The sequence below is a fragment of the Planktothrix pseudagardhii genome, assembly GCF_904830925.1.
Classification (GTDB): Bacteria; Cyanobacteriota; Cyanobacteriia; order Cyanobacteriales; family Microcoleaceae; genus Planktothrix; species Planktothrix tepida.
Window position 1 is genome coordinate 1,306,290 of the sequence record NZ_LR882967.1, and the last position, 20,475, is coordinate 1,326,764.

21 protein-coding genes are annotated in these 20,475 nt (G+C 39.1%); 12 read left to right on the forward strand and 9 right to left on the reverse strand.

The features are described from left to right. Positions 1–9: 9 nt before the first annotated feature. Both NMK36_RS05605 and NMK36_RS05610 read right to left on the reverse strand, forming a co-directional pair. The gene (locus tag NMK36_RS05605) at positions 10–273 is read right to left on the reverse strand and encodes a hypothetical protein (RefSeq protein WP_254173228.1); all 264 of its coding nucleotides are present in this window, start codon (positions 271–273) and stop codon (positions 10–12) included. 138 nt (positions 274–411) lie between these two features. Then, a complete protein-coding gene (locus NMK36_RS05610; RefSeq protein ID WP_254173229.1) occupies positions 412–1,815 on the reverse strand; it encodes a Uma2 family endonuclease in 1,404 nt (467 codons plus the stop codon). Between the two features lie 82 nt (positions 1,816–1,897). Here NMK36_RS05610 and NMK36_RS05615 point away from each other — a divergent pair, with 82 nt between their 5' ends. The 3 genes from NMK36_RS05615 to NMK36_RS28750 all read left to right on the forward strand — a co-directional run bounded on the left by NMK36_RS05615 (position 1,898) and on the right by NMK36_RS28750 (position 3,077). Next, positions 1,898–2,293 (forward strand): DUF4351 domain-containing protein, encoded by a 396-nt coding sequence (locus tag NMK36_RS05615; RefSeq protein WP_254173230.1) that lies wholly within the window; start codon positions 1,898–1,900, stop codon positions 2,291–2,293. A 138-nt stretch (positions 2,294–2,431) separates the two neighbouring features. Continuing rightward, positions 2,432–2,974 (forward strand): hypothetical protein, encoded by a 543-nt coding sequence (locus tag NMK36_RS05620; RefSeq protein WP_254173231.1) that lies wholly within the window; start codon positions 2,432–2,434, stop codon positions 2,972–2,974. Continuing rightward, a complete protein-coding gene (locus NMK36_RS28750; protein WP_302184655.1) occupies positions 2,955–3,077 on the forward strand; it encodes a hypothetical protein in 123 nt (40 codons plus the stop codon). Before NMK36_RS05620 ends, NMK36_RS28750 begins: the two co-directional genes overlap by 20 nt. Positions 3,078–3,322: 245 nt before the next feature. On the opposite strand, the gene NMK36_RS05625 is transcribed toward NMK36_RS28750, so the two are convergent. Further along, the gene (locus tag NMK36_RS05625) at positions 3,323–4,429 is read right to left on the reverse strand and encodes a ParB N-terminal domain-containing protein (RefSeq protein WP_254173232.1); all 1,107 of its coding nucleotides are present in this window, start codon (positions 4,427–4,429) and stop codon (positions 3,323–3,325) included. 204 nt (positions 4,430–4,633) lie between these two features. Between NMK36_RS05625 and NMK36_RS05630 the strand changes: the two genes are divergently transcribed. From NMK36_RS05630 to NMK36_RS05640, 3 genes are all read left to right on the forward strand, one after another. After that, positions 4,634–5,692 (forward strand): AAA family ATPase, encoded by a 1,059-nt coding sequence (locus NMK36_RS05630; RefSeq protein WP_254173233.1) that lies wholly within the window; start codon positions 4,634–4,636, stop codon positions 5,690–5,692. Positions 5,693–5,694: 2 nt separating this feature from the next. After that, positions 5,695–6,588: a DUF4435 domain-containing protein gene (locus NMK36_RS05635; RefSeq protein ID WP_254173234.1), complete on the forward strand. Its 894-nt coding sequence runs from the start codon at positions 5,695–5,697 to the stop codon at positions 6,586–6,588. Positions 6,589–6,934: 346 nt separating this feature from the next. After that, positions 6,935–7,237, forward strand: a complete 303-nt coding sequence (locus NMK36_RS05640) for an HNH endonuclease (RefSeq protein WP_254173235.1) — start codon at positions 6,935–6,937, stop codon at positions 7,235–7,237. A gap of 32 nt (positions 7,238–7,269) precedes the next feature. On the opposite strand, the gene NMK36_RS05645 is transcribed toward NMK36_RS05640, so the two are convergent. After that, positions 7,270–8,130: a hypothetical protein gene (locus NMK36_RS05645; protein ID WP_254173236.1), complete on the reverse strand. Its 861-nt coding sequence runs from the start codon at positions 8,128–8,130 to the stop codon at positions 7,270–7,272. A 137-nt stretch (positions 8,131–8,267) separates the two neighbouring features. On the opposite strand from NMK36_RS05645, the gene NMK36_RS05650 reads away from it, so the two are divergent. Further along, on the forward strand, positions 8,268–8,588 hold the full coding sequence (locus NMK36_RS05650; RefSeq protein ID WP_254173237.1) for a hypothetical protein: 321 nt from the start codon (positions 8,268–8,270) through the stop codon (positions 8,586–8,588). Then, the gene (locus NMK36_RS05655) at positions 8,585–8,971 is read left to right on the forward strand and encodes an aspartyl protease (RefSeq protein WP_254173238.1); all 387 of its coding nucleotides are present in this window, start codon (positions 8,585–8,587) and stop codon (positions 8,969–8,971) included. The genes NMK36_RS05650 and NMK36_RS05655 overlap by 4 nt, the downstream gene beginning before the upstream one ends. Positions 8,972–9,062: 91 nt before the next feature. On the opposite strand, the gene NMK36_RS05660 is transcribed toward NMK36_RS05655, so the two are convergent. Both NMK36_RS05660 and NMK36_RS05665 read right to left on the reverse strand, forming a co-directional pair. After that, positions 9,063–10,820 (reverse strand): bifunctional 3'-5' exonuclease/DNA polymerase, encoded by a 1,758-nt coding sequence (locus NMK36_RS05660; RefSeq protein WP_254173239.1) that lies wholly within the window; start codon positions 10,818–10,820, stop codon positions 9,063–9,065. A 32-nt stretch (positions 10,821–10,852) separates the two neighbouring features. Next, the gene (locus NMK36_RS05665; RefSeq protein ID WP_254173240.1) at positions 10,853–11,347 is read right to left on the reverse strand and encodes a methyltransferase; all 495 of its coding nucleotides are present in this window, start codon (positions 11,345–11,347) and stop codon (positions 10,853–10,855) included. Positions 11,348–11,489: 142 nt separating this feature from the next. Between NMK36_RS05665 and NMK36_RS05670 the strand changes: the two genes are divergently transcribed. The 3 genes from NMK36_RS05670 (at position 11,490) to NMK36_RS05680 (ending at position 15,117) form a co-directional block, all read left to right on the forward strand. Beyond that, a complete protein-coding gene (locus NMK36_RS05670; protein WP_254173241.1) occupies positions 11,490–12,824 on the forward strand; it encodes an IS701 family transposase in 1,335 nt (444 codons plus the stop codon). Positions 12,825–12,905: 81 nt separating this feature from the next. Beyond that, complete coding sequence (locus NMK36_RS05675; protein WP_254173242.1) at positions 12,906–14,429, forward strand: M23 family peptidase; 1,524 nt, start codon at positions 12,906–12,908, stop codon at positions 14,427–14,429. Positions 14,430–14,454: 25 nt separating this feature from the next. Further along, positions 14,455–15,117 (forward strand): hypothetical protein, encoded by a 663-nt coding sequence (locus NMK36_RS05680; RefSeq protein WP_254173243.1) that lies wholly within the window; start codon positions 14,455–14,457, stop codon positions 15,115–15,117. Between the two features lie 63 nt (positions 15,118–15,180). Here the strand turns inward: NMK36_RS05680 and NMK36_RS05685 are convergent, their stop codons facing one another. Next, positions 15,181–16,158, reverse strand: coding sequence for a DUF5895 domain-containing protein (locus tag NMK36_RS05685; protein ID WP_254173244.1), 978 nt, complete (start codon positions 16,156–16,158; stop codon positions 15,181–15,183). Positions 16,159–16,395: 237 nt separating this feature from the next. Between NMK36_RS05685 and NMK36_RS05690 the strand changes: the two genes are divergently transcribed. Beyond that, a complete protein-coding gene (locus NMK36_RS05690) occupies positions 16,396–18,297 on the forward strand; it encodes a type IV secretory system conjugative DNA transfer family protein (protein ID WP_254173245.1) in 1,902 nt (633 codons plus the stop codon). 226 nt (positions 18,298–18,523) lie between these two features. On the opposite strand, the gene NMK36_RS05695 is transcribed toward NMK36_RS05690, so the two are convergent. Together NMK36_RS05695 and NMK36_RS05700 are read right to left on the reverse strand one after the other, a co-directional pair. Next, positions 18,524–19,261, reverse strand: coding sequence for a hypothetical protein (locus NMK36_RS05695; protein ID WP_254173246.1), 738 nt, complete (start codon positions 19,259–19,261; stop codon positions 18,524–18,526). Between the two features lies 1 nt (position 19,262). Then, the gene (locus NMK36_RS05700) at positions 19,263–20,405 is read right to left on the reverse strand and encodes an AAA family ATPase (RefSeq protein WP_254173247.1); all 1,143 of its coding nucleotides are present in this window, start codon (positions 20,403–20,405) and stop codon (positions 19,263–19,265) included. Positions 20,406–20,475 lie beyond the last annotated feature (70 nt).

Consider the following 20,475-nt stretch of genomic DNA (forward strand, 5'->3'; position numbering starts at 1 on the left):
ATACCCTATTTAGATGCTTAACAGCTTATAACCTAATACCAAACTTAAAGCTTGTTCTTTAGATAACTGTAAAAACTCAATCACCAACTGAGCGGTTGGTTCTTGATGAGCAATAGTCCAAAAGAAATCCTTCAAATCCCGATTATAAGCTTTCCGAGTATTCTCCGAACGCTTTGTAGCTAACAAATCCTCCATCACATTACGTTCAGCTAATGTCCCAGCAACAGAAACTGGAACAATTTCAACAGCAGAATGAGACGGGAGGGTGTTCATAGGGATTATAGAGTGCGGAGTTCTGAGTGCGGGGTGCGGAGTGCGATTTAGATAGAGTTGAGGAATACAAAAATAGGATTTAGGTTTGATTTTATCCCAATTTTCTGGTCAAACACTTCAAGAAGAAATCGATGGGAACTAAATCTCAACCAAAAATTGAGAAATTGCCTGCTGTTGAGCCAGCGTAGCATACTCGCTCTCTGCCTCAATTAAGTTAATCTCAGGTTCCTTGCTCAAATTAGACAAATCCTGGTAAATCTCGTAACCTTTCCTCTCTGGTAAATCCCAAACAACTAGCGTAATCTCTGACCAAAAAGTTAAGGGTTCAGGTTTGACCAAATCTCCAATGACTCCCAAGCGAGTTACCCCATATTTAGAACGTAATAAGGTAGCTGCTTGACGAGCCAAATCCCACCAAACTGCTTTCCGTTGGGCATCTTGCTGTCTCAAAGTTTCTGTTTCTAATAACGCGGTTACCCACTCAACGGGCGACAAGACCTTTAAAGCATCTGCTAAACCGCATGTCATCAGTAACATTCCAATTAAGTTGCGGATGCCTTCTTTACCGCCAATTTGGGGTTTCCCATCCCAAAACTCAAACTTGGCTTCTGGACACCAAGAAATATACTGTTCAAAGGAAATCGGTACTGGCTCTAACTGCAATTGCAGATTAAATGGTAAACATCCCCAATCTAAACCATTCTCTACCGTTCGCAGTCTTCGACCTTCTGGCTGTGTGCCTTCAATATCAACAATTGGGGGGTCTTGGGGCCAGCGATACCAGTCTTCATCTTCTCTCCACAGATTATCGGGGAGAAAAACTAACCCCGGTACGCTCTGCGGTCGGTAGCATCCTGATGGGTCAGGAGCCATTCGCTCATATTTTCCGTCGATTAAGCGCCAAAATTCGATTTCTTTTCGGACTGGATTGAGAATGACGTATTCTGGTACTCCACCTGCGGCGTAATAGTCTCGTTTGATGATGCGGTCTGCGTATTCATGTCCGGGTCGCAGCACTTCGAGTACCATTTCGGCTGGCCCTTCAAGGTAGTATTCTCTGAGTGTGTTGCGCGGCGGCCCTAAAAATAAGAGGATGTCTGGGGTGAAGCCATTGTTGCCTAGACGCATGACAAAATCGCGACTGAACGATTGTCCTCCTAGTTTTTCTGCGATTTCCCAGAAGGAGTGGCTGATATAACTGCGGATGGGATTGTGATAGTTTTCTTCTGCTCTGGAACCGGGTAGCAGGTCTTGAGGTTGGTAGGGGAAACTAGCCGCCCAGGTTTGTAAGGTGGTGGCGATGGTTTCTGTACTGTCTAATCCAGGTGGAATGGGCGCGTTATAGGTAAGACGGAGAGCTTCTAACCATTGTTGTATGGGGGCTAGGGCGATGGCGGCACTCGCTCCCCATCCGGTGAGAAGTTGTTTGAGTAGCAGACGGCTACCAACTAGGGTATTACCGACGATTAGCTGGGATTCAATCAATTCTAGTTTGGCTTCTGGGCCGGCGTCGATAAATTCATTGAACAGGTTTGATGTCATTGCCACATCTATTTTTTGTACTGATGTTCTACCCTTACTTTTAAAGAGTTTAGAATATCAACCCTTGAAATGGTGAAGTTGTATGAGTGACTTGAAACGTTATTGGATTGTTGTCCACTATGAAACCGAGTTGATGGCAGAAACGGAGTGGGATGCTTGCCATAATATTCGTCTGGGCAATAGGATTGTTGAAGAGGCGAGTATTACTGCCCAAGAGATTTCTTTCAATGGCGATATCAAAGCGTTGATTACTCAAACGAGGCTTACTGTTCGTAAAGAAGCGGCTCTGGCTATTATTCTCAATCAACTCTACCATAAATTACAAGATTTTTCTTTGCTCGTAAATGGGCTACCGCCAGAAATACAAGCCCAGGTGGAGGCACTATCGATTGAACAACTTGAAGACTTAAGTATAGCTGTCCTCAATTTTAACTCTTTGGAAGATCTAAGTGCCTATTTGCAGACTCACAACGATTAATCCTGAATGAGATCATGTCGAAATAAGTTTACCCACTTCAGATATTATAATTGGTTTTCATCCGCCATTCAAACGTCAATTTCAAGTCAAATCATTTAAGTTATAATAGTTTTATTCGTAATTCATGAATAAAGAATATTGCTGACTAGCTCTCGAATGAAATCGGCTCAAAAACCTCAAGATATCGTCATCTTGCTCAAAGTTCACTGTTTAAATTCGATGTGGACTTATGATGACTTGGCAAAAAGTTTAAAGACCAGTGCTTCTGTCGTGTATGAGGCTTTACAACGTTGTGAACAGTGCCATTTGTATAACAGCAAAAGAAGGAAAGTCTTAAAATCGGCTGTGGAGGAATATCTTATACATGGTTTAAAATACGTTTTTCCAGCCTATCCTGGGGCATTGGTACGGGGTGTACCCACGGCTCATTCTGCGGAACCGTTGAAGGGGCTGTTGATGACGGATGATCAAAATCTCTATGTATGGCCCTTTGCTAAGGGGAAGGTAAAGGGTCAGGAAATTACGCCTTTATATCGCTCTGTACCAGAGATTGTAGGGGATGATCCTTTATTTTATGAGTTATTGTGTTTGGTGGATAGTTTGCGGGTGGGTAAGGTGCGAGAGCAAGAATTGGCTGCACAGGAGTTAAAAAAACGGCTGTATGACTCATCCTCAAATTAGGAATTTAGAAAGGGTAGCGACAGTTTTGGCTTCTGTACCAGAGCGTTTTGTGTTTACCGGGGGAGCTACAGGAAGCGGTGTTAACTTTTTTGCCAGCTTCTAGTGGGGAACGGAAAGATTTAGTGATTGATTTAATTGAACGTTTGAGTAGGGTTATTTAAGAAAAGCAGCATATAACATCTCGCCCCTATCCACTTCGCACTCCGCACTCTTGACGTACTCTTCGTAGATGAAAAACTCGGCTTAAGATAAGCCGTATTATCTTAACCTAACTCTCCCTAATTATTCCTAAGCAAGCAACACAGCTTTCCTCTGTTGCTTAAGGCTGTTTTCACACTCTTTGAGAAATTAAGAGCCAGAAAGCCGAGGTAACGTTAAAACTTTTTCCAAATATTCCAGATACAGCAGTTGTCGAGGCGTAAATTCTACACGCTGTTGCAACACATCCAGCAACGCGATTTCCAGTTCATCTAAGTCCAAACTTCGGAGTTGTAATACCTTTGAAGCGACCTGTAATAATTCATCACTAGGCTCATCAATTTCTACTAAATCTCGGCTATAAAATTGCAGCATTTCACTGCCCAAGTTCATCAAAATCAACCCAGAAGTTCCTGTGCCTTCTACCCTTCCCCAATACCCATTCCAGCGCTGGTCGGAGGGAGCAAAGGTTAAGTTGGGGTCGATGTTGACAATGGCAAAGTCCCCCGATACAAACAAGCGGGGGTCATCGAGACTGGCTTCTTCGGCGAGCAGTAGGGCAGCTTCTTTGGGAGTCCGAGCCGCACCGGTGGCAATTAAATCTAAGATTTGTTTTTGTTGTTTTCGAGGCAGTTTTAGTAAGGAATAAGCCGCTTGAATACTGACAGTGTTGAGAATTGAACGCCAAACTTCTGCCCATTCTTGGTTTCCGGCTTTTGTTTCTGTATCAATTTGAGCGACAACTTTGGCAGCTTTGGTATAGGTGACACCGGAACCCAAACCGACCTTAGCAGCAACTAAATCACGGGTGGTACCCTTGCGACCTTCTGAAAATATATCCATAAGGTTGTCGGGTTCATCAATCTTGATTCCGGCTTCCTGGCGTTGTTTGGCGCGAGCCGATTCGATTTCTTTCCAAGAGTTGGCTTCTCGAACTTTTTGTTCCCGGGTTTTGGGTCGGGCGAGATTTTCACTCAGGAGGGCTTCGAGTTCTGACAGTCGGTTGGGAAAGGCTCGAATTTCAACGGGAATGGTGTTCCACTTTAATTGTAGGGCAGCTTGCCAGCGTCGATGACCACTAACAATTATCTGTTTTGGGGTGATGAGAATGGGGTTAATCCAATTGGACAATTGAATTTGTTCGACCAATTCCTCGATGTTCATCCGACCATAGATTTTCAGGTAGCGAGGATGGGGTTTGAGGGTTTTGGGGTCTAGGGTTGTGACAGTGGAGTGGGTATCGGGTAGAGCGGGCAAGCGGGATAGTTCGTTGACAGTTTAAAGTATACTCGCCATTTTAAGCGATCGCTTCACTGAACGAAATGAATCAAACCGAATCTGGTGTTTCATAAGGTGCAAGAATTTGAGACCTACTGGAATCAGCAGTTTTCCAATTCGATTAAAATAATCATCAAGTAACTCTATACAAATAGTGTCTATCCTTTTCAATAAACTTCCGACATGAAAGTTCAATCTGTCCAGTTAAAATATTTCAAAAAATTTCGGGAGCGGTCATTCGATTTCACCGATCCAGAAACTGGATTAGCACGAGATATTATAGTTATAATAGGGATGAATGGTGCTGGAAAAACAAGTCTTTTACAAGCAATTGCTGCTACTCTGGGAGTAGCCACTGGGCGATTACAGAAACTTCCCGATTTAGAATGGCCAGGATTTAACTATGAATTACTTGGGCATAATTGGGGAAGGTTTGAACCAGAAGTAACTCTAAAAGTACAATTTCCTAGCCCAGAAATCGAAGCCGTGGGCGAGTTTCACCATGAATTACAAAAGATAGGGCGGAATTTACCAGTTTCTCCTGCTAACGAAAATGTTATATTTCTAAGATGGCAAGGTGAGCGAGTTCAAGCAAACACGGCGGCTGAATTGTTTCAATTCAAAGGGCGAGAATATGCAAAGCAATTACTTCGTTCAGAAGGCTTTCAGGTGTTTGAACGAGTTGGCACAGTTTTTTGGTACACAGAGCAAAGAACTTCAACTAGCCTAACTACTGAAAACCTGGATGGAAAAATTGAAATCACAGATGATATTTTACGCGATCGCCTATCAAAGTGGCGAATATTTCATCAAGATGTGAAAGATAAAAATCTGCAATTGCGTCCTGGGCAGAAAGACTTATATGCTGAAATTGAACGAGCTTATAAAGCCGTTTTTCCAGAACGTAGCTTTGAAGGTTCAATTCCACGAGAGGGTATCGATGATATTCTCAGCGAACCTTGGTTTTATCTCTACGATGGTAAAAATCAGTATGAAATTTCTGAGATGTCTGGGGGTGAGCGTGCTACCTTTCCCATCTTAATGGACTTTGCCAATTGGAATATTCATAATTCGGTTATTTTGATTGATGAAATTGAGTTACATTTACATCCACCAATGCAGCAAGCATTGTTAAGAGCTTTACCTAAATTAGGGAAAAATAATCAATTTATTATTACCACCCACTCCGATTATGTAGAGCAGTTAGTACCTGAAGCATCCATTGTCCGCATTGAGGTGTAATTGTGAGTGTTGTTAGCGGCGGAAAAATAATTTTTTGTGAAGGGAAGGCGACCAGCTTAGACTATCAGTTACTTAACAAAGTCGTTGATGGTATCCCGGGTGAAAAATGCACGATTATTCCTGCGGGTAGTAAATTTTCTTTTTCAAGTTTTGCTGAAGGCTATTTCTCTAGAAATCAAGCAGTAAATCAGAAATACATTGTTTTTCGCGATCGCGATTTTGATGTTCAACCAACTCCTAACTGTCAATTACTCCAACTCGGTAATAGATCTATTAATTTAACTTATCGCGCTTGTGTAGAAAACTATCTTTTAGATCCTAATTTAATTCACACCTATTGGGTAGAAAAGTACAAGGAGAAGCAGGAAAATCCTAAACTTTCTAAGTGGGGACATCGAGATTCACCAGGAATTGATCTCATTTCAGAATGGATTGAAAGTAGTGCCAAGAACCTGCAAGCTTACCAAGCTGTACGCTGGGCATTGGGTGACTTGGTTAACATGAGTGCAGCACGACAACAACTCAAAACGACATGGACAGGCAATAGTGGTATACTACCCGCTTCATTGGATTTACAAGATTGTCAAAGTGAAGCTTTAGGGTTAATTAACCAATTTAGACAAGCTGTTGAAACAGCGACAACAGAAAAATTTGAAGAGAGCCTTGCCATGTATCAAAATCAGTTTGAACAAGAGAAATTCTGGACACAGAAACAGTATTTAATATGGTTTCATGGAAAAGATATTCAAAAGCAAATGGAAATGCAGAAGCAATTGCAGCAACAAAAACATCACTATATTTCTCTAACCGATTTTTTTCGTTGGGGAACTAATAATTTTGACATTACGCAATATCCCGATATTATGGAATTACGATCAAGAATCGAACAGTTATAGTTTAACTTTTATTGCACCAAGATTAATTACAGCTAACAATCAAAAGAACCAAGAATCATGTTAGATTTGCTAATTCAAAACGGATTAATTTTTGATGGTTTAAGTTCTGCATCAATGCGGGAAGATATTGGTATCAAAAAAGGGTAAGATTGTGGCGATGGCGTTAGCCGCCTGCCAAGGCATCGCATCTTCTCTTACCCCCAATGCTAGCAGATATTTTTCAGAGAGTGGAAACGCTTTCCCATAAATTAATAGAAAAATGGTTAAAACAATCGATTCTTCTAAGCTAGTTATGATAATTTAATAATAGAGAAAGAGCAAATAAGGAAAATCACCCAATCTGTTCATGGCTTCAAATCGTTATCCGAAAAATTGGAAGGAACTGGCATTGGCAGTTAAAGAAGCAGCGAATTGGCAATGTCAAAAATGTGGTTTATTCTGTATCAAGCCGGGAGAACCGTTATCAGATGCTATGAAATCTCGACGCCGAGCTTATACACTGCAAGTCCATCACTGGAATCATAACCCGGCTGATAATCGTTTAGAAAATTTGGTTCCGTTGTGTAGTAGTTGCCATTTAGCTTGTCATCGTCGAAGCCGAGGAAATATTTCCCCAGGACAGTTATCCCTTAACTTAAAATTATCCTAATTCAGAATTTAATACTGAAGTTTTGTGCTTATTTATTCAAGTCCGGCTTCAATTAAAGCTCGGTTTAAATCCTCAACTAACCCCAAAGATTCAGCCTGGTTATTGAGGTAAACTTTATCTAAAGAGTCTCCTTGCACTTTTAATATCCCCAATACATCTCGCCATTGCTTTTGGGACTGATTGAAATTTCGCCACTGCAACTTATTAAGGATTAGATCTTCAGGTGAGGCGAGAAAAACTGTTGCACCTGTGGGAATTTGATATTGTTGTCGTCGTTCCAACTTCAGACGCTCAAATTCTGAATCAGAGGCTATGATTAAATCAGCCCGGGAAATGGTTTCCATATGAGTAATTGGCAAGGTTTGCATTCGACCAGAAACCCCATCATCTACACCGGAAACATAAAAGCCCGCTTGTTCTAATTCTAAAATTAATGTACTTAAATGTTGAGGAATAATTGAGATGACAATATCTAAATCCCGTGTTGTGCGGACTTCCCCGTAAGCAATTGCAGCAACACCGCCTGTAATATAATAAGGAATATATAGGGATTCAAAAATTGGGTGGAGAATTTCAGCCAGACTAATGGAATCTTGAACCCAAGTCATTTCATCTCCGGTGGGAATATAATGTTGTGGACAATCTTCTGCTAACCAAGCTTGGGCGAGTTTTCGAGCAAATTCTGGTTCTTTTAGCTCAAAAAAGCGTTGGCGGAAGCAGTTAATAGCAAAGCGACGAGCATTTTGATTCATCGAGCTTCCCATCAACAGTCGCTGTTCGGGCGTTCGTTGTTTTAAAAGCCAGAATCCTAATAAATCGGCTTCGGGTGTTGTATCAGAAGATTGAGGTCGATAACCCGGTTTGATTGCAAATTTAGGAAGAATTGGAGCCATAAGATGAAATCAGGAGCTAGGAGTTATCAGCCAGAATTACAATCAATACTTAACGGAGTAATGGGGAGTTATTCTCCTTGATTGGCTACAAATGACAATTATAATAGAACTGTCCCAACATCTTACTCGTTACCGATATGGCTCCTCTAGTTGCCAAACGTACTGCTCGTTCTAGGTCTCGAATTTTTGATTTCGATTCCCTGACACCTGAAGAAATCAACAAACGGGAAGCTGAAAAAGAAGACTTAGATCAACGATGCTATAAATACTTTGAAAAGATTCGGAATCGTTTACTTGAAACCCATTATAATTGGTGTGTTGCTATTGAGCCTGAAAGTGGTTATTATTTGCTAGATTCAAATTGGGAGCGTTTAGTCTGGAGAGTGAAGATTTACTGTCCTAAAAGCCAACTGATGCTCTACGGAATTAACGAAACCGGAACCTGCGGAAAAATATGATTGAGGGACAATTTGGAGAGAATGATGAGTTAATTTTTGAGATTGAGTTAATGACCAAAAATGGAGAAGTTATATCAGTTGACGTGATGTTAGATACGGGTTTTACGGCAGGTTACTTGGCGATTGACCAGCAGGATATTATTGCATTAGGATGGCAAAAATTGCAATCGGATATTCGGATGAAAACGGCTCAAGGTGTGGGTCGGTTTGATATTTATGAAGGTCAGGTAATTATAGATAGCAGAGAATTTATTGTTCCCGTTCATGTGGGAAAAGATTTACCTGAAATTCTTATCGGTGTTAAGTGGTTGAAGTTGATGCGGTTAAGTGTAGATTATCAGCTAGGAATCTTAACTTTAGAGTCTATAGATATGAATCGGTGACGAATGTGTTGATTACCAATAGCATTTGGCAAATTTTCTGGGTGGGAAACATAGTGGAAAATTTTCCACCATGTTCCGCTCTGTACTATTCTTAACCCCAACTCAAGGCAGTTTTCACGTCCACTTCAATCGGAACTTGATGCAAATATTGTTGTCCTGCCTCAATCATTACGGTTTTAAGAAGGCGAGTTGTTTTTTTAAGAGTTTGTTGGGGACATTCTAAGAGAATTTCATCATGGACTACACCAATTAACTTAGCTTCTGTATCCGGTAAAACTTCAAACAAACGAGCGATCGCCACTTTCAATAAATCGGCTGAAGTTCCTTGAACCGGATGATTGAGCAACTCACACAGACGGGGTTTAGATGCCCATCGTCTTCGACGTCCACCAATGGTGCGAATCTCTCTTTGTCCTTGAGCATACACCGTTTTCCTGACTTGCTCATGCCAATTCTTAACCCCTTGATAAGCCGTAAAAAACCTTTTTCTAAACAGTTTAGCTTCCTCCAACGTCAACAAAACATCATATTTTTCCTCAGCATAAGCTTGCAATTTAGCTGCCCCCATGCCATAAATTAAGCCAAAATTCACAGATTTAGCAATTTGCCGATCTTCAGGTGTAATCTGTTCTAACAATTTCCCTGTAATTAAAGATGCCGTTAAAGCGTGTAAATCCTCCCCTTTAGAATAAGCATTTAACATCCGGCGATCACTCGATATTTCAGCAACAATTCTGAGTTCAATTTGGCTATAATCTGCTTTAATAATTTGATAGCCTGGTGCTGAAATAAAGCAGGTTCGCATTCCTTGAGCGGTACAATTTCTGGGAATATTTTGTAGATTCGGTTGTTGACAACTAAAGCGACCTGAACGCGCTCCGCACTGCCGATAACTGGGGTGAATTCTCCCGGTTTTGGGGTGAATATGTTTAGGCAAAGCTTCGACAAAGTTAGAACATAAAGACGCTAACTTTCGATAGTGGAGGAGAAATTGTAGAATTGGATATTCACGAGCTTTAGGAATTAATTCATTTTTACGAGTTGATTGAACCGGAATATTAAGCGCACGAAGAGCTTGTAAAACTTGGGAAGTAGAACGAGGATTAAGCGTTTCTGTTAATTCGGGGAATAGAGACAATTGGGGACTAGGGGGTGGCTTTAAACCTGCATTGATTAATTGAGTTAATACCCTCTGTTCTTGAGCTTTTAACTCAGCACCTACTTGCTGCCATGCTATTGCATCAAGTCGCATTCCATTCAGTTCCATTTGGGCAACGGCGGGCAACGCATCAAACTCAATTTGAGCCGTTTCTAATAATCCTGCTTTTTCAAGTTTAGAATGCAGTCGAGTTTTCAGTTTCAGTAAGACAGCCGCATCTAATGCTGCATATTCTAACTGAGCCGTTGAAAGTTTACCCGCAAAATTACTAAACTGTAAACTTTTATCAAGTTTAATCTTTAAAAATTCCCAAGCTAAAGATTGAAGATCATGGTCTTTCTTAAGTCCTGAACGTAACACTTGACTGGCTAACATTACATCAAAAAAAGGCCCTGACGGACGGAGATTTGCCATTTCTAGCATTTGCCAATCAAACTTAGCATTTTGGAAAATTTTCAGCGCACGGCTATTGAGGAGTTTTTTTAACAGTTGACATCCCCTCGTTCCTATAGCAGTTAAATCAATAATTATAATAGGATGTTGAGGGACAGCAATTTGAACCAGACAAATCCGATCTATGAAGGGATCTAGTCCGGTTGTTTCAGTATCAATAGCCAGAACAGGAGCGTTCATTAAAGGAAATAAAGCCTTTTTAAGCTGATCAGAATTAGTAATAAAGTTATAGTTCATAAGCAGGAGATGGAGAAGAAAAGGGTAAAAAATTAGAATTCAGAAGCTTTATCAATTACAATGAGGTAAGTCTCAACTGTAACCGGACGAAGAGTACCCCAAAAAATTTCTAAAGGGAGTTTGATTACGTTGGCTTTCGTTTGTTTAAGAAATCCTCGGAAAGTTTGCCCTCGTTCATCGTTTTTGATATTCATTGAATTACTGACAACGCTAACCAACCGACCAGAAGATGCTAAAAATAGGTGATAAGCGCGTTGAATCATCGCTAAATCAATTCCCCGAACTTTATTAGTAGAAAAGGGAGGATTCATTAAAATCCGGTTGTATTGGCGTTGAGGTTGAGATGTTAAGAAATCACTCCCCACTAAATTAAATCCTTTTTGAAAAAGAATCTGACGCAATAGAAGGTCAATTTCAATCACATCTACAATTGCACCCGCTTGAACCATTGCTTCAGCTAAAACCCCATCTCCCGCCATCGGTTCTAAACTATATAATCCTGGGGTAATCTGTGCTTCTTTCAGCATGATTTCAATCAGTTGAGGGGAAGACGGAAACCAAGAATAAGGTGGAGTTTCTTTAACTTTCTGATATATCCCTCTTCTGTCAGTCTCCGAGGAGTAAAATTAGAAAATAAACCAGATGGGTAGCTAGAAGGGGGATAGGGTAATGGATGTAGAATTACAGATGCTCAAACATTTAGCCCGAGATGCACAACCAACAGTTTCAGTGATTGATGAATATTGTCAAGGTTATAAAGACCTATTCCCAGAAGTGAGAAGTTACGAATGTTTTAAATACTTACATCTAGGAATTATCTCACCAATTCCGAGAAAATCTTTACCGGAAATTGCTAAAATAGTAGGAATTAGGTCGCCACAATCACTGCATCATTTCTTAGCCAATTCGCCTTGGTCAGCAAGGGAATTAAAGGAAAGAAGATTAGCCCGAACTCTAAAAGCATTGAAAGGAGAGAAGATTATAGTAATAATTGATGAGACAGGAGATAGGAGAAAGGGAAAAAAAACCGACTATATAGCTAGACAATACTTGGGAAGTGTGGGCAAAACAGATCGGGGAATAGTATCAGTTAATGCTTACGGTGTTTATAAAAATATAACCTTTCCTTTAGTGTTTAGAGTATTTAAACCCAAAGGAACATTAAAAGAAGGAGATGTCTACAAAACTAAGATTGAAATCGCATCAGAAATTCTAACAGAATTGGTTGATTGGGGATTTCAGATTGAATTGGTATTAGCAGATAGCCTTTATGGTGAAAGTAGTTCGTTTATCAGTACATTAGATCAATTTCAAATTCCTTGGGTACTAGCAATAAGAAGTAATCATGGAGTCTGGATGTCAAGCGAGCAGAAAGTTAGAGCCAACAAATGGTGTAAATTTGAGAGGATTTTTAGCAATCAAGAATCAGAAACCAGATATATTAGAGAAATCATATTTGGGAAAAGAAGTACAAGAACCTATTGGGAAATTACCACAGATCCAGAAACGATGCCAGAAACATCAACTTCGTTTGTCATGACAAATTTAACAGAGAAGAGAAGCCAGATGAAAAAGACATTAGGTAATTTATACGGGTTAAGAACATGGGTGGAATATGGATTTCGACAATGTAAACAAGAACTGGGTTGGACTGATTATCGGTTGACGGATTTTCCCGATATAGAAAAATGGTGGGAAATCATTTTCTGTGTGTATTTAATGATTAGTTTCAACTCCGAAGTTTTCCGGTCTTTAAGTCAAGGCAGTCCCCGAGAATCTGAGAGCAAAAAAAACACCACCGATTGCTCAACTCATCAACAATGGAATCACAAAGAGGGATGGAAAAATGTTTTAAATAATCTGCGTTTAATAATTCAGCCTACTATTATATTGTGGTTGATTGTCCCGTGGCTAGATATTTTTCCCGACCGCCATTTATTAGTGGGTTTTCATAAATTAATTGAGAATATTAATCAATTTCAATCTTATTTTCCCAATGGATAACTCTACTTTTTATTACTTGTTGATTTCGGAGAGTGACAGAAGAGGGATATTAGCGTAGCATTAAAACCAGAACTTTTGTCAGTGGGTTTTATTGCACAGCAAACAGGACTAAATTTAGAGCAGGTTGCTTTAAGTGCTTTCCCCCTAATCGGTCAACAAACATTAAACCAACTCATTGAAGCAATTCCCCTTTTAGCTCAATTCAAAGTTGAAGAAATTGCACCAGTAGCAGACCTATTCACTACCCAAGCTGCTAATCTTAATTGGAGGAATCAAACGTTAACTCAGGTACTCAGTAGCAACCCCCTACTTGGAGAATTGAAACTTGGACAAATTGATTTGTCTTCCTATTCAATGTCTTCTCTTCCTAACTTAGAAAGTACCCAACTCGGTGCGTTGTCAGGATGGCAAACCACTCCCATTCAAGATGTACCAGGACTGAACACTTTACCTCTGTCTGATTTTCCCAATTCTGTGACTGAATTTGGTGATTTAGTCATGCGAATTGATACTATTTATGGCCCCGCAGAAGGACGACGAACCAACACCATTTCGGGTTCTGATGTTCAAGGGTTTTCTGTCAATTGTCAGGGGAGTCAATGTGCTTACATCGAACTGGATGATTTAGAAAATATCGGTCGCAGTGCGCGGGGTTCTTTGGAAGGGAAACAATGGATGAGTGGGAAATACCAAGAAGTTGAGGGCGGTTGGGGTTGTCTTCAGGGAATCAACGGAGGTAAGGAACCCACAGGTAGATTACCTTTTGGTAGTGCTTTTAAAGTTGTTGTGATGGAACCCGACGAACAAACCGACACCGTATCAACCGCTTTATTCTTTCGGTTCTGTTCCCCCTGTGGTTGCTCTCCCTATTTTATTGGGCCTGTTCCCTTCTTCACCTATCGAGTCAATTCTCCCATGTTTGTTGGAGTGTTAGAACCCTCGCCACCTGGATTTCCCTCAATCCCAACACAAGCAGATGTTTCAACAGAATCTTCTGTTATGTCCCAAAAGAATTCGCTTTCTCCGCGTTCTCGTCCAACTCAATCAAAGTTAACTTATGGACAGGTGCAAGGCGTTGATATTGAAGTTTTGTCTGAAGCGATCGCTAGTTTAGAAAGCAGCAATTTAGACTTAGCTATTGGCCCTTATGTTTGTGCAGATAACAATCGCAATTGTGGTATGGCTTTAGGCAAATATCAATTCATGAGTTACAACGAATATGCAAGCGGTGTAATTGCCTCAAAACCTGGAGGAGAAACATTTTTAGCCCAACTTGCTAAGGGATATCAACCGACAGAAACAGAACTATTTCAATATTTTCCCCCTGCGGATCAAGAGGCGGTATTTGTCCAAAGTCTCAGTGATAAACTTAACGCCACCGTTGCAGAAATTGACCCAACAACAGGGCAATTATTTGAAGGTGAACGTTTAATTGAACGAGTCGCTCAAAAACACTTTGGCGGTGATTCTTCTCAGGTTGATGGTCAAGCCACAGATGCTTTTGGTCGGTTGACTTTAAAAAGTTATGGTCTTGATGTCTTAGGACGTTATCGAGTTAATGGTGGAACCGTTATTAGCAGCAATACAAGCTTGAATAGCCAGTGATTAATCTGTTAAGGAGGCTAAATAAATGTTACTAAAAAACAGACAAAAACCCAAAATTATTGTTTATAATCGTTCGATTAATTCTCGATATCGAGCATTAAAGCTTGTGTATCGACCTAAAAATATAGAACCTAAACCACCTCGTTCTTTTTTATGGGTAGGAAGATGGTTTCGGTTTGGAGTGGCGTTGTTTCTGTTCTTATCAATGCTATTAGGAACAAGCGGTTGTAGTTCAAACTCGACATCAGTATCTTGGTTAAAAGCCACTGAGATTGTTCCAGTTGATTTAGTCAAAAGAGTGATTACTGAAAATTCTCAACTCAATCCTCAAGAAGTTTTATCCAGTGTAAACGCTTTTACCGTTAAAGGAAAAGCAGGTCAGTTAATTGTTTTTAACTTCAATCATCAAGGAGTATGTGGAAAAGTCAAGTGTTTATATGTTGGTTATCTAATTTCTAAAAATACTACCCCTGTTCGTGTATTAGCAACCTATCTTAACCCTAACTTACCTCCCCAAACTCCATTATTTAAAATCGTGCGAGATCCTTCCCTCTCCTCGGATTTACCTTGCTTACAGATACAGCAATCAATTGGAAAGAGTATACGACAGAGTAAATGGTGTTTTAATAATCATCAATACCAAATTGTACAAACTTCTGTAATTGAATCTACTGCTAAACAAAAGTAAAGAAAAAAATCCCCTCATCCTAATGGAAAAAGGGAATTTTGCCTAAGATAATTGGAGTTAGCTTTATTCATCCTGATCAAGATATTGATCAAATTCATCCAAATCTAAATCTTCATCAAACTCATCATCATCTTCAACAACAGATGCAACAATTTTACGAGGAGGTTTAGAGGAAGCGATTGCTTTTTTCCCAAGTTCTTCTTCAGCAAAAGAGGGAGGAAGAACTTGAATTTGAGGTTCAGATGTTCCCGGTAATGAAGGTGTTTCTGTAAACCCTAAAATGGTATCATGCAGCCCCCAAATTGACTTTTTCTGCTGAGTTTTTCCTAAATAGAGGGAAGGAAAATTGTTAACGGTTGGCTTAATATAGCTAACAGTTTTACAGCAGTAGCTTTTATTAGAGCCTTCACCTTCCTTAACTCCTTTAAATTGTACATCAAGAATACCCAAACTGCGCCATTTATCGTTTTTGCTACTAAATGGAATTTGCAAGTAGTCAGAAAATGCTTTCTCCAGTAAGCGATAAAATTCTTCTCGAACCGCCTTAAAACTCCACAGTGCAACGTTCTTAAACCTAACAACAATCGGATTATTGTGTAAAGGACGGTTCATTTCATCTAAAAAGACGAGCGCGTGTTCACTCACAACATCCATTGTCTTTTTGTTCAGTTGACTTTTGTATTCTTCATATAAGCCAACAACACTACCTCCCAAATCAGGAATATCGTTTTTATAACGAATGTATTCAGGAATAAATGCTAATACACAAAAGCGACATTTAGACAGTAATAAACCCGTTACGTCTTCTGTTAAACTAATGGTTGTCATTTCCTCATCGGTTGGGAAAACTAACCAATTCGCTTTTTCTAATTGATCTTCGGGAATCAAAATACCTGCCACTTGTTCATTAACAACAATCCCATAGGGAAGAATGGGTCGTCTAACAAAATTGTAACGGGATTCTAAAAGTTCTGGATCAACTTCAAAATTCAGGGTTTCGGGCTGTAAAGAAGTTTGATCTTCAGCCGTTTTTAGATTCATAGAGCTTTTAGCTCTAACTTTACCATTCGTCTTAACCATTTAAAAACAGAGATAAATTTTCCGCCCTTACAAGGCGGTAGCCTCTTAACAGTTATCAGTTATCAGTTATCAGTTATCAAGCAATTATTTTAATTCATTCTTGAGGTGTAATTCTAAGTTCAATTTAATCTGTCTTAGGTTTGAATAGTGAATTGGTCTTAATTCAGTAAATTAAGGATAATTTATTGGAGTTGTAATATGAATAATTTTAATTTGGTTCTGGCTCAGACTTCTCAAAAAACAGAACAACCAATTCCTTTATTTTCACTAGATTTTAAAGGTTTGTTTCAAGAGTATAATAACCCGGAAGGATATTTAACCCTAGGGATGTTTATTGTTCTACTGGTAGCCTCTCGATTTATAGGAGGAAATCGGGGTAAAATTACCACCGGAAAACAATGTGGAACCCTGGAAAAAGTGGGTGCAACTCGGTTAGCACTTCAACAAATTAAAGAAAATAAACCTAATAAAGTAACATTGTGGTGTGGGAGTCCTCGTTATTGGTGGCGGGGATTAAAATTAAGAGGTTTTGTAGCAACTCTTCAAACGGCTTTAGGCGCCAGTCCGACGGTTTGGTTACCCCATGCAGAACGCTCAATTTTAGTGATTGGAGCGCCGGGATCTGGTAAAACATTTTCAACGATTGATCGAGCAATTGAAAGTGCAATGGTGCAAGGATTTCCGATTCTTCTTTATGATAAAAAAGGAGATCAACTTAAACTTCATGCTCCTTTAGCTGCTCGTTACGGTTATAAAGTTTGGGTGTTTGCACCTGGGGAAGCTTATTCAGGCGTAATTAATCCCCTTGATTTTATGAAATCTCCTCAAGATTCTGTAATGGCGGGAGAAATTGGGCAAGTTATTAATCGAAATGCAAGTTCTAATCAAGGAAAAAGTGATGAGTTTTTCTCAAAAGCGGGAGATTTATTAGCGAAAGCTTTACTACAATTAGTGAAAGGGTCAAAGTATCCTGATATGGCAATGCTGTATGCAATTTTGAGGTTGCCGAATTTAGTGAAACGGCTTGATTATGCGATTCAATCTCGGCAAATTGATGAGTGGGTTGCTACGAGTTTTAATCAATTTTTGAGTGCGAAAGATGCTGAAAAAACCATCTCAGGAATTCTAACAACTGCCGCCGGAACGTTTAGTAATTTTATTCAAGCTGATTTACTGCGAGCTTTTTTGGGGAAATCGGATATTCCGACTCGGCTTGAAGGTCGTCAAATGATTATTTTTAAACTTGATGATGAGCGACGCTCTGTTGTTGGGCCTTTGTTGGCGGCGGCTATTCACTTGTTGGTAGTTTCTAATTTAAGTCGTCCCCGAAAAGATCCGTTAGTTATTTCATTGGATGAATTTCCATCAATTCGATTAGAACGGATGCCACAATGGATTAATGAATATCGTTCTAATGGAGCTTGTTTTCTGTTAGGAATTCAAAGTTTGGAACAACTTTATGAAGGGTATGGGGAGAAAATGGGAGCAGCGATCGCCTCTGCTTGCAGTACCCACATTCTATTTAACCCGGGAAATACGGACACGGCAAAAAAATATTCAGAGCGTTATGGTGATCAAGAAATTTTGATTAAAAGTAAGTCTACCAGTCGGTCTTTTGGCGGTCAATCTGCCAGTAATCGCTCAATTAGTTGGAACGAATCTCTACAAAAAATGCCTTTATTTTCCATTGATGAAATTTTGCGATTTCCCCAAGGACGATGTGTGATTACCAATCCCGGTTACAGTTCCGGTGGCGAAGGGTCGATTCCTTACGCACTAACTATCCCGATTCCTAAAGCGGATTTGAAGCGCAAAGATGAAAGTGAGGCGTTGTGGGATGAACAAGTTAGACCTCGTTTGGAAAGTCGGGTTAAATTGACTGATCTGGAGGGACTTACCGCCGCATTATACGAGCGTATTGAGGAGGCTGAACGGATGTTACCGTTACCTGATCCGGGGGGAAATGTTCCCCTGCAATCGCCAGACACATTGGAGGTAAACCGCAATTACGGCTCAGATCCTTTAGATGTGATCGCTCATCAGACAGGACGTTCTAAACGGGTTTTTTCCACTGGAGGGATTGGGAAACGAGACGATTGATCCTTCACGAATGGAAAATTTTCCATTGGAGTTGGGGATTAGTTAAGAGCAATTTGGCTAAGATGTTTGAGAATCCGAAGAACCTGGTGCAAATCATTACCCGGGTTACGAAGCTCAAAAACTTTAGAATTTGCGTATTTCCAGTTACCGTTTTTAAATAATTTAATAAATGTAAAACTTCCCCCTGTTGAAATTAAGCCATAGCAAGGTTTTTTTTTGCTATGGGTTATTGATTTTGTTGCCTATGGATTTTTAAACAGAAATTTATAAATTCTTGAAAACTAAGTAAGTGATCTGAATTGGTCTCAACTCTCGCTCTGAGTTGTTTAAGGTAATATTCTTCTTGTACTTCCTTGGGTCTATATTTCTTATAAGACAGATTACGTTCCTTGAAAATCTCTCTCAGATAGCCTTCGTGAAACAAAGCTTTCGTTTTATAGCCAAAAATATCCCTTGAGTTCTCTTCATCTTGCACAAATTCACTTGCTAAATCTTCAGGGTTATTTTGACTAACATCAAAATATTTGATATACTCTTTCAAGATTTGATTACGTTGTGGATGTCTGACAAAAAAATTCCTATTGCCTAAAAACCAAGTTTCCATACAAACTTTTTGTACAATAATTTCTAATTTGCAATTTTTGGGTAGAGTTTTAAAAGGTTTATCTTTTAATTCTGATTTAATTTGCTCATAAGCTTCCGCTTTTTTTTCTGAAACAGTAAAACGGTCTGCATCTGTGAATAGCACCAAGTAATCATATTGAGGAAATTCGTTAATTTCTTGGATAGCATTAGCAGCAACTCTGTAGCAACTAGGAACGCCCATATCACTTTCATAATAATAGTTATTCTGGATTACCGCATCAAAACTATTTACTTCTGTCAAGTCTGGAAGAAGTACAGATAACCACTTCTTATAAACAATCGGTTCTGTCTTCCCTTCAAATACAAAATAGAGGTTCATATTACGACTGTTGTTCGAGAATTCTAGTTAATTGAATAAATGCGTCTTGTTTAGATTTACCCAGATGATAATCTGAAGCATTACAAATGCTAATGTGTCCGCCCTGCCGGGTCACTATTTTCCAATATTCATACGGAATATTATTAATAATGTAAGGGTGATGACTTGTGGCAATAAATTGTAAGGTTTTATTTTCGTGAATAAGGTCATCAGTCAATATGTCAATACAATTTATCCCTAAACTATTCTCAAATTCATCAATCAATATTACCGACCCTTCATTGGCAAGAAAAATTTCACTAATATGAATAATTGTGCGTAACATACCAGAAGACATCCTATCTTCTCTAATCCATTTGTGGACAGATTTTTGTTTGATATAAATAACAGGAACATTGTCAGAGATTTTTTTTAGTACATCATCTGTTTCAAGTGGTTCAATCTTTATATTTTCCACTTGTGGAAAAATTTCAATAAATGTCAATTTAATTTTATCAAAAATATCTAATTTATTTTCATAAGTCAGATACAGTTTAGTCCTAATATCTTCATCACTATTTACTATACTCTCTAAAGTTTTATACTTGCTTTTAAGAGAATGCAAAGATTTTTCCTGAATTCTAAGGGGGAAACCACCGTGTCTTGTGTGGTCACGATATTCTATTTTATTTAAGGCATCAAAGGCTTTCTTAATAATAGGTTCTTCTTTAAAAATATATATTATTGATTGATGGGAAGAAAGTTTGGGCATGGGGCTATTTCTAAACTTTATTTCTTCTTGGTTTCGCTCACTTAAAACTTCATTTTTTGAACTGAGTTTCTCATAAATTAATGATGGTTTTTCTTTATCATCTTGGTTTTCTTTTTCAGCATAATCAAAATTTAGTTGATTTTTTTCAACAGTAGCAAAGCTACCTTCCCAAACAAATTCAGTCCCATCTACGGTAGAAAATATGATTTCCCATTCAAACCCATTTATAGCTTTTCCATTTGCAATATGTCTTAAATCGATAATGGCACGTAGAATTTGGGTTTTGCCTGCACCTGATATACCTACTAAAAGGATTAAATTTGATGAAAACTTGATTTCATTAAAATCCCAACCCAAAAAGTTATTCTTTACTCGCAATGAAATAATCTTCATAAATTTTAAAATTTTTGCTTAGATCTCTAAGTAACTTTAAACAAACCTATATTAAGCGAAAATTGCTGAT

Coding starts and splice junctions, on each gene's coding strand:
- NMK36_RS05680 (WP_254173243.1), top strand. CDS start 14,455: ATGTTACTAAAAAACAGACAAAAACCCAAAATTATTGTTTATAATCGT.
- NMK36_RS05630 (WP_254173233.1), top strand. CDS start 4,634: ATGAAAGTTCAATCTGTCCAGTTAAAATATTTCAAAAAATTTCGGGAG.
- NMK36_RS28750 (WP_302184655.1), top strand. CDS start 2,955: ATGACTCATCCTCAAATTAGGAATTTAGAAAGGGTAGCGACAGTTTTG.
- NMK36_RS05670 (WP_254173241.1), top strand. CDS start 11,490: ATGGATGTAGAATTACAGATGCTCAAACATTTAGCCCGAGATGCACAA.
- NMK36_RS05685 (WP_254173244.1), bottom strand. CDS start 16,158: ATGAATCTAAAAACGGCTGAAGATCAAACTTCTTTACAGCCCGAAACC.
- NMK36_RS05660 (WP_254173239.1), bottom strand. CDS start 10,820: ATGAACTATAACTTTATTACTAATTCTGATCAGCTTAAAAAGGCTTTA.
- NMK36_RS05640 (WP_254173235.1), top strand. CDS start 6,935: ATGGCTTCAAATCGTTATCCGAAAAATTGGAAGGAACTGGCATTGGCA.
- NMK36_RS05655 (WP_254173238.1), top strand. CDS start 8,585: ATGATTGAGGGACAATTTGGAGAGAATGATGAGTTAATTTTTGAGATT.
- NMK36_RS05695 (WP_254173246.1), bottom strand. CDS start 19,261: ATGAACCTCTATTTTGTATTTGAAGGGAAGACAGAACCGATTGTTTAT.
- NMK36_RS05650 (WP_254173237.1), top strand. CDS start 8,268: ATGGCTCCTCTAGTTGCCAAACGTACTGCTCGTTCTAGGTCTCGAATT.
- NMK36_RS05690 (WP_254173245.1), top strand. CDS start 16,396: ATGAATAATTTTAATTTGGTTCTGGCTCAGACTTCTCAAAAAACAGAA.
- NMK36_RS05610 (WP_254173229.1), bottom strand. CDS start 1,815: ATGACATCAAACCTGTTCAATGAATTTATCGACGCCGGCCCAGAAGCC.
- NMK36_RS05605 (WP_254173228.1), bottom strand. CDS start 273: ATGAACACCCTCCCGTCTCATTCTGCTGTTGAAATTGTTCCAGTTTCT.
- NMK36_RS05645 (WP_254173236.1), bottom strand. CDS start 8,130: ATGGCTCCAATTCTTCCTAAATTTGCAATCAAACCGGGTTATCGACCT.
- NMK36_RS05665 (WP_254173240.1), bottom strand. CDS start 11,347: ATGCTGAAAGAAGCACAGATTACCCCAGGATTATATAGTTTAGAACCG.
- NMK36_RS05615 (WP_254173230.1), top strand. CDS start 1,898: ATGAGTGACTTGAAACGTTATTGGATTGTTGTCCACTATGAAACCGAG.
- NMK36_RS05700 (WP_254173247.1), bottom strand. CDS start 20,405: ATGAAGATTATTTCATTGCGAGTAAAGAATAACTTTTTGGGTTGGGAT.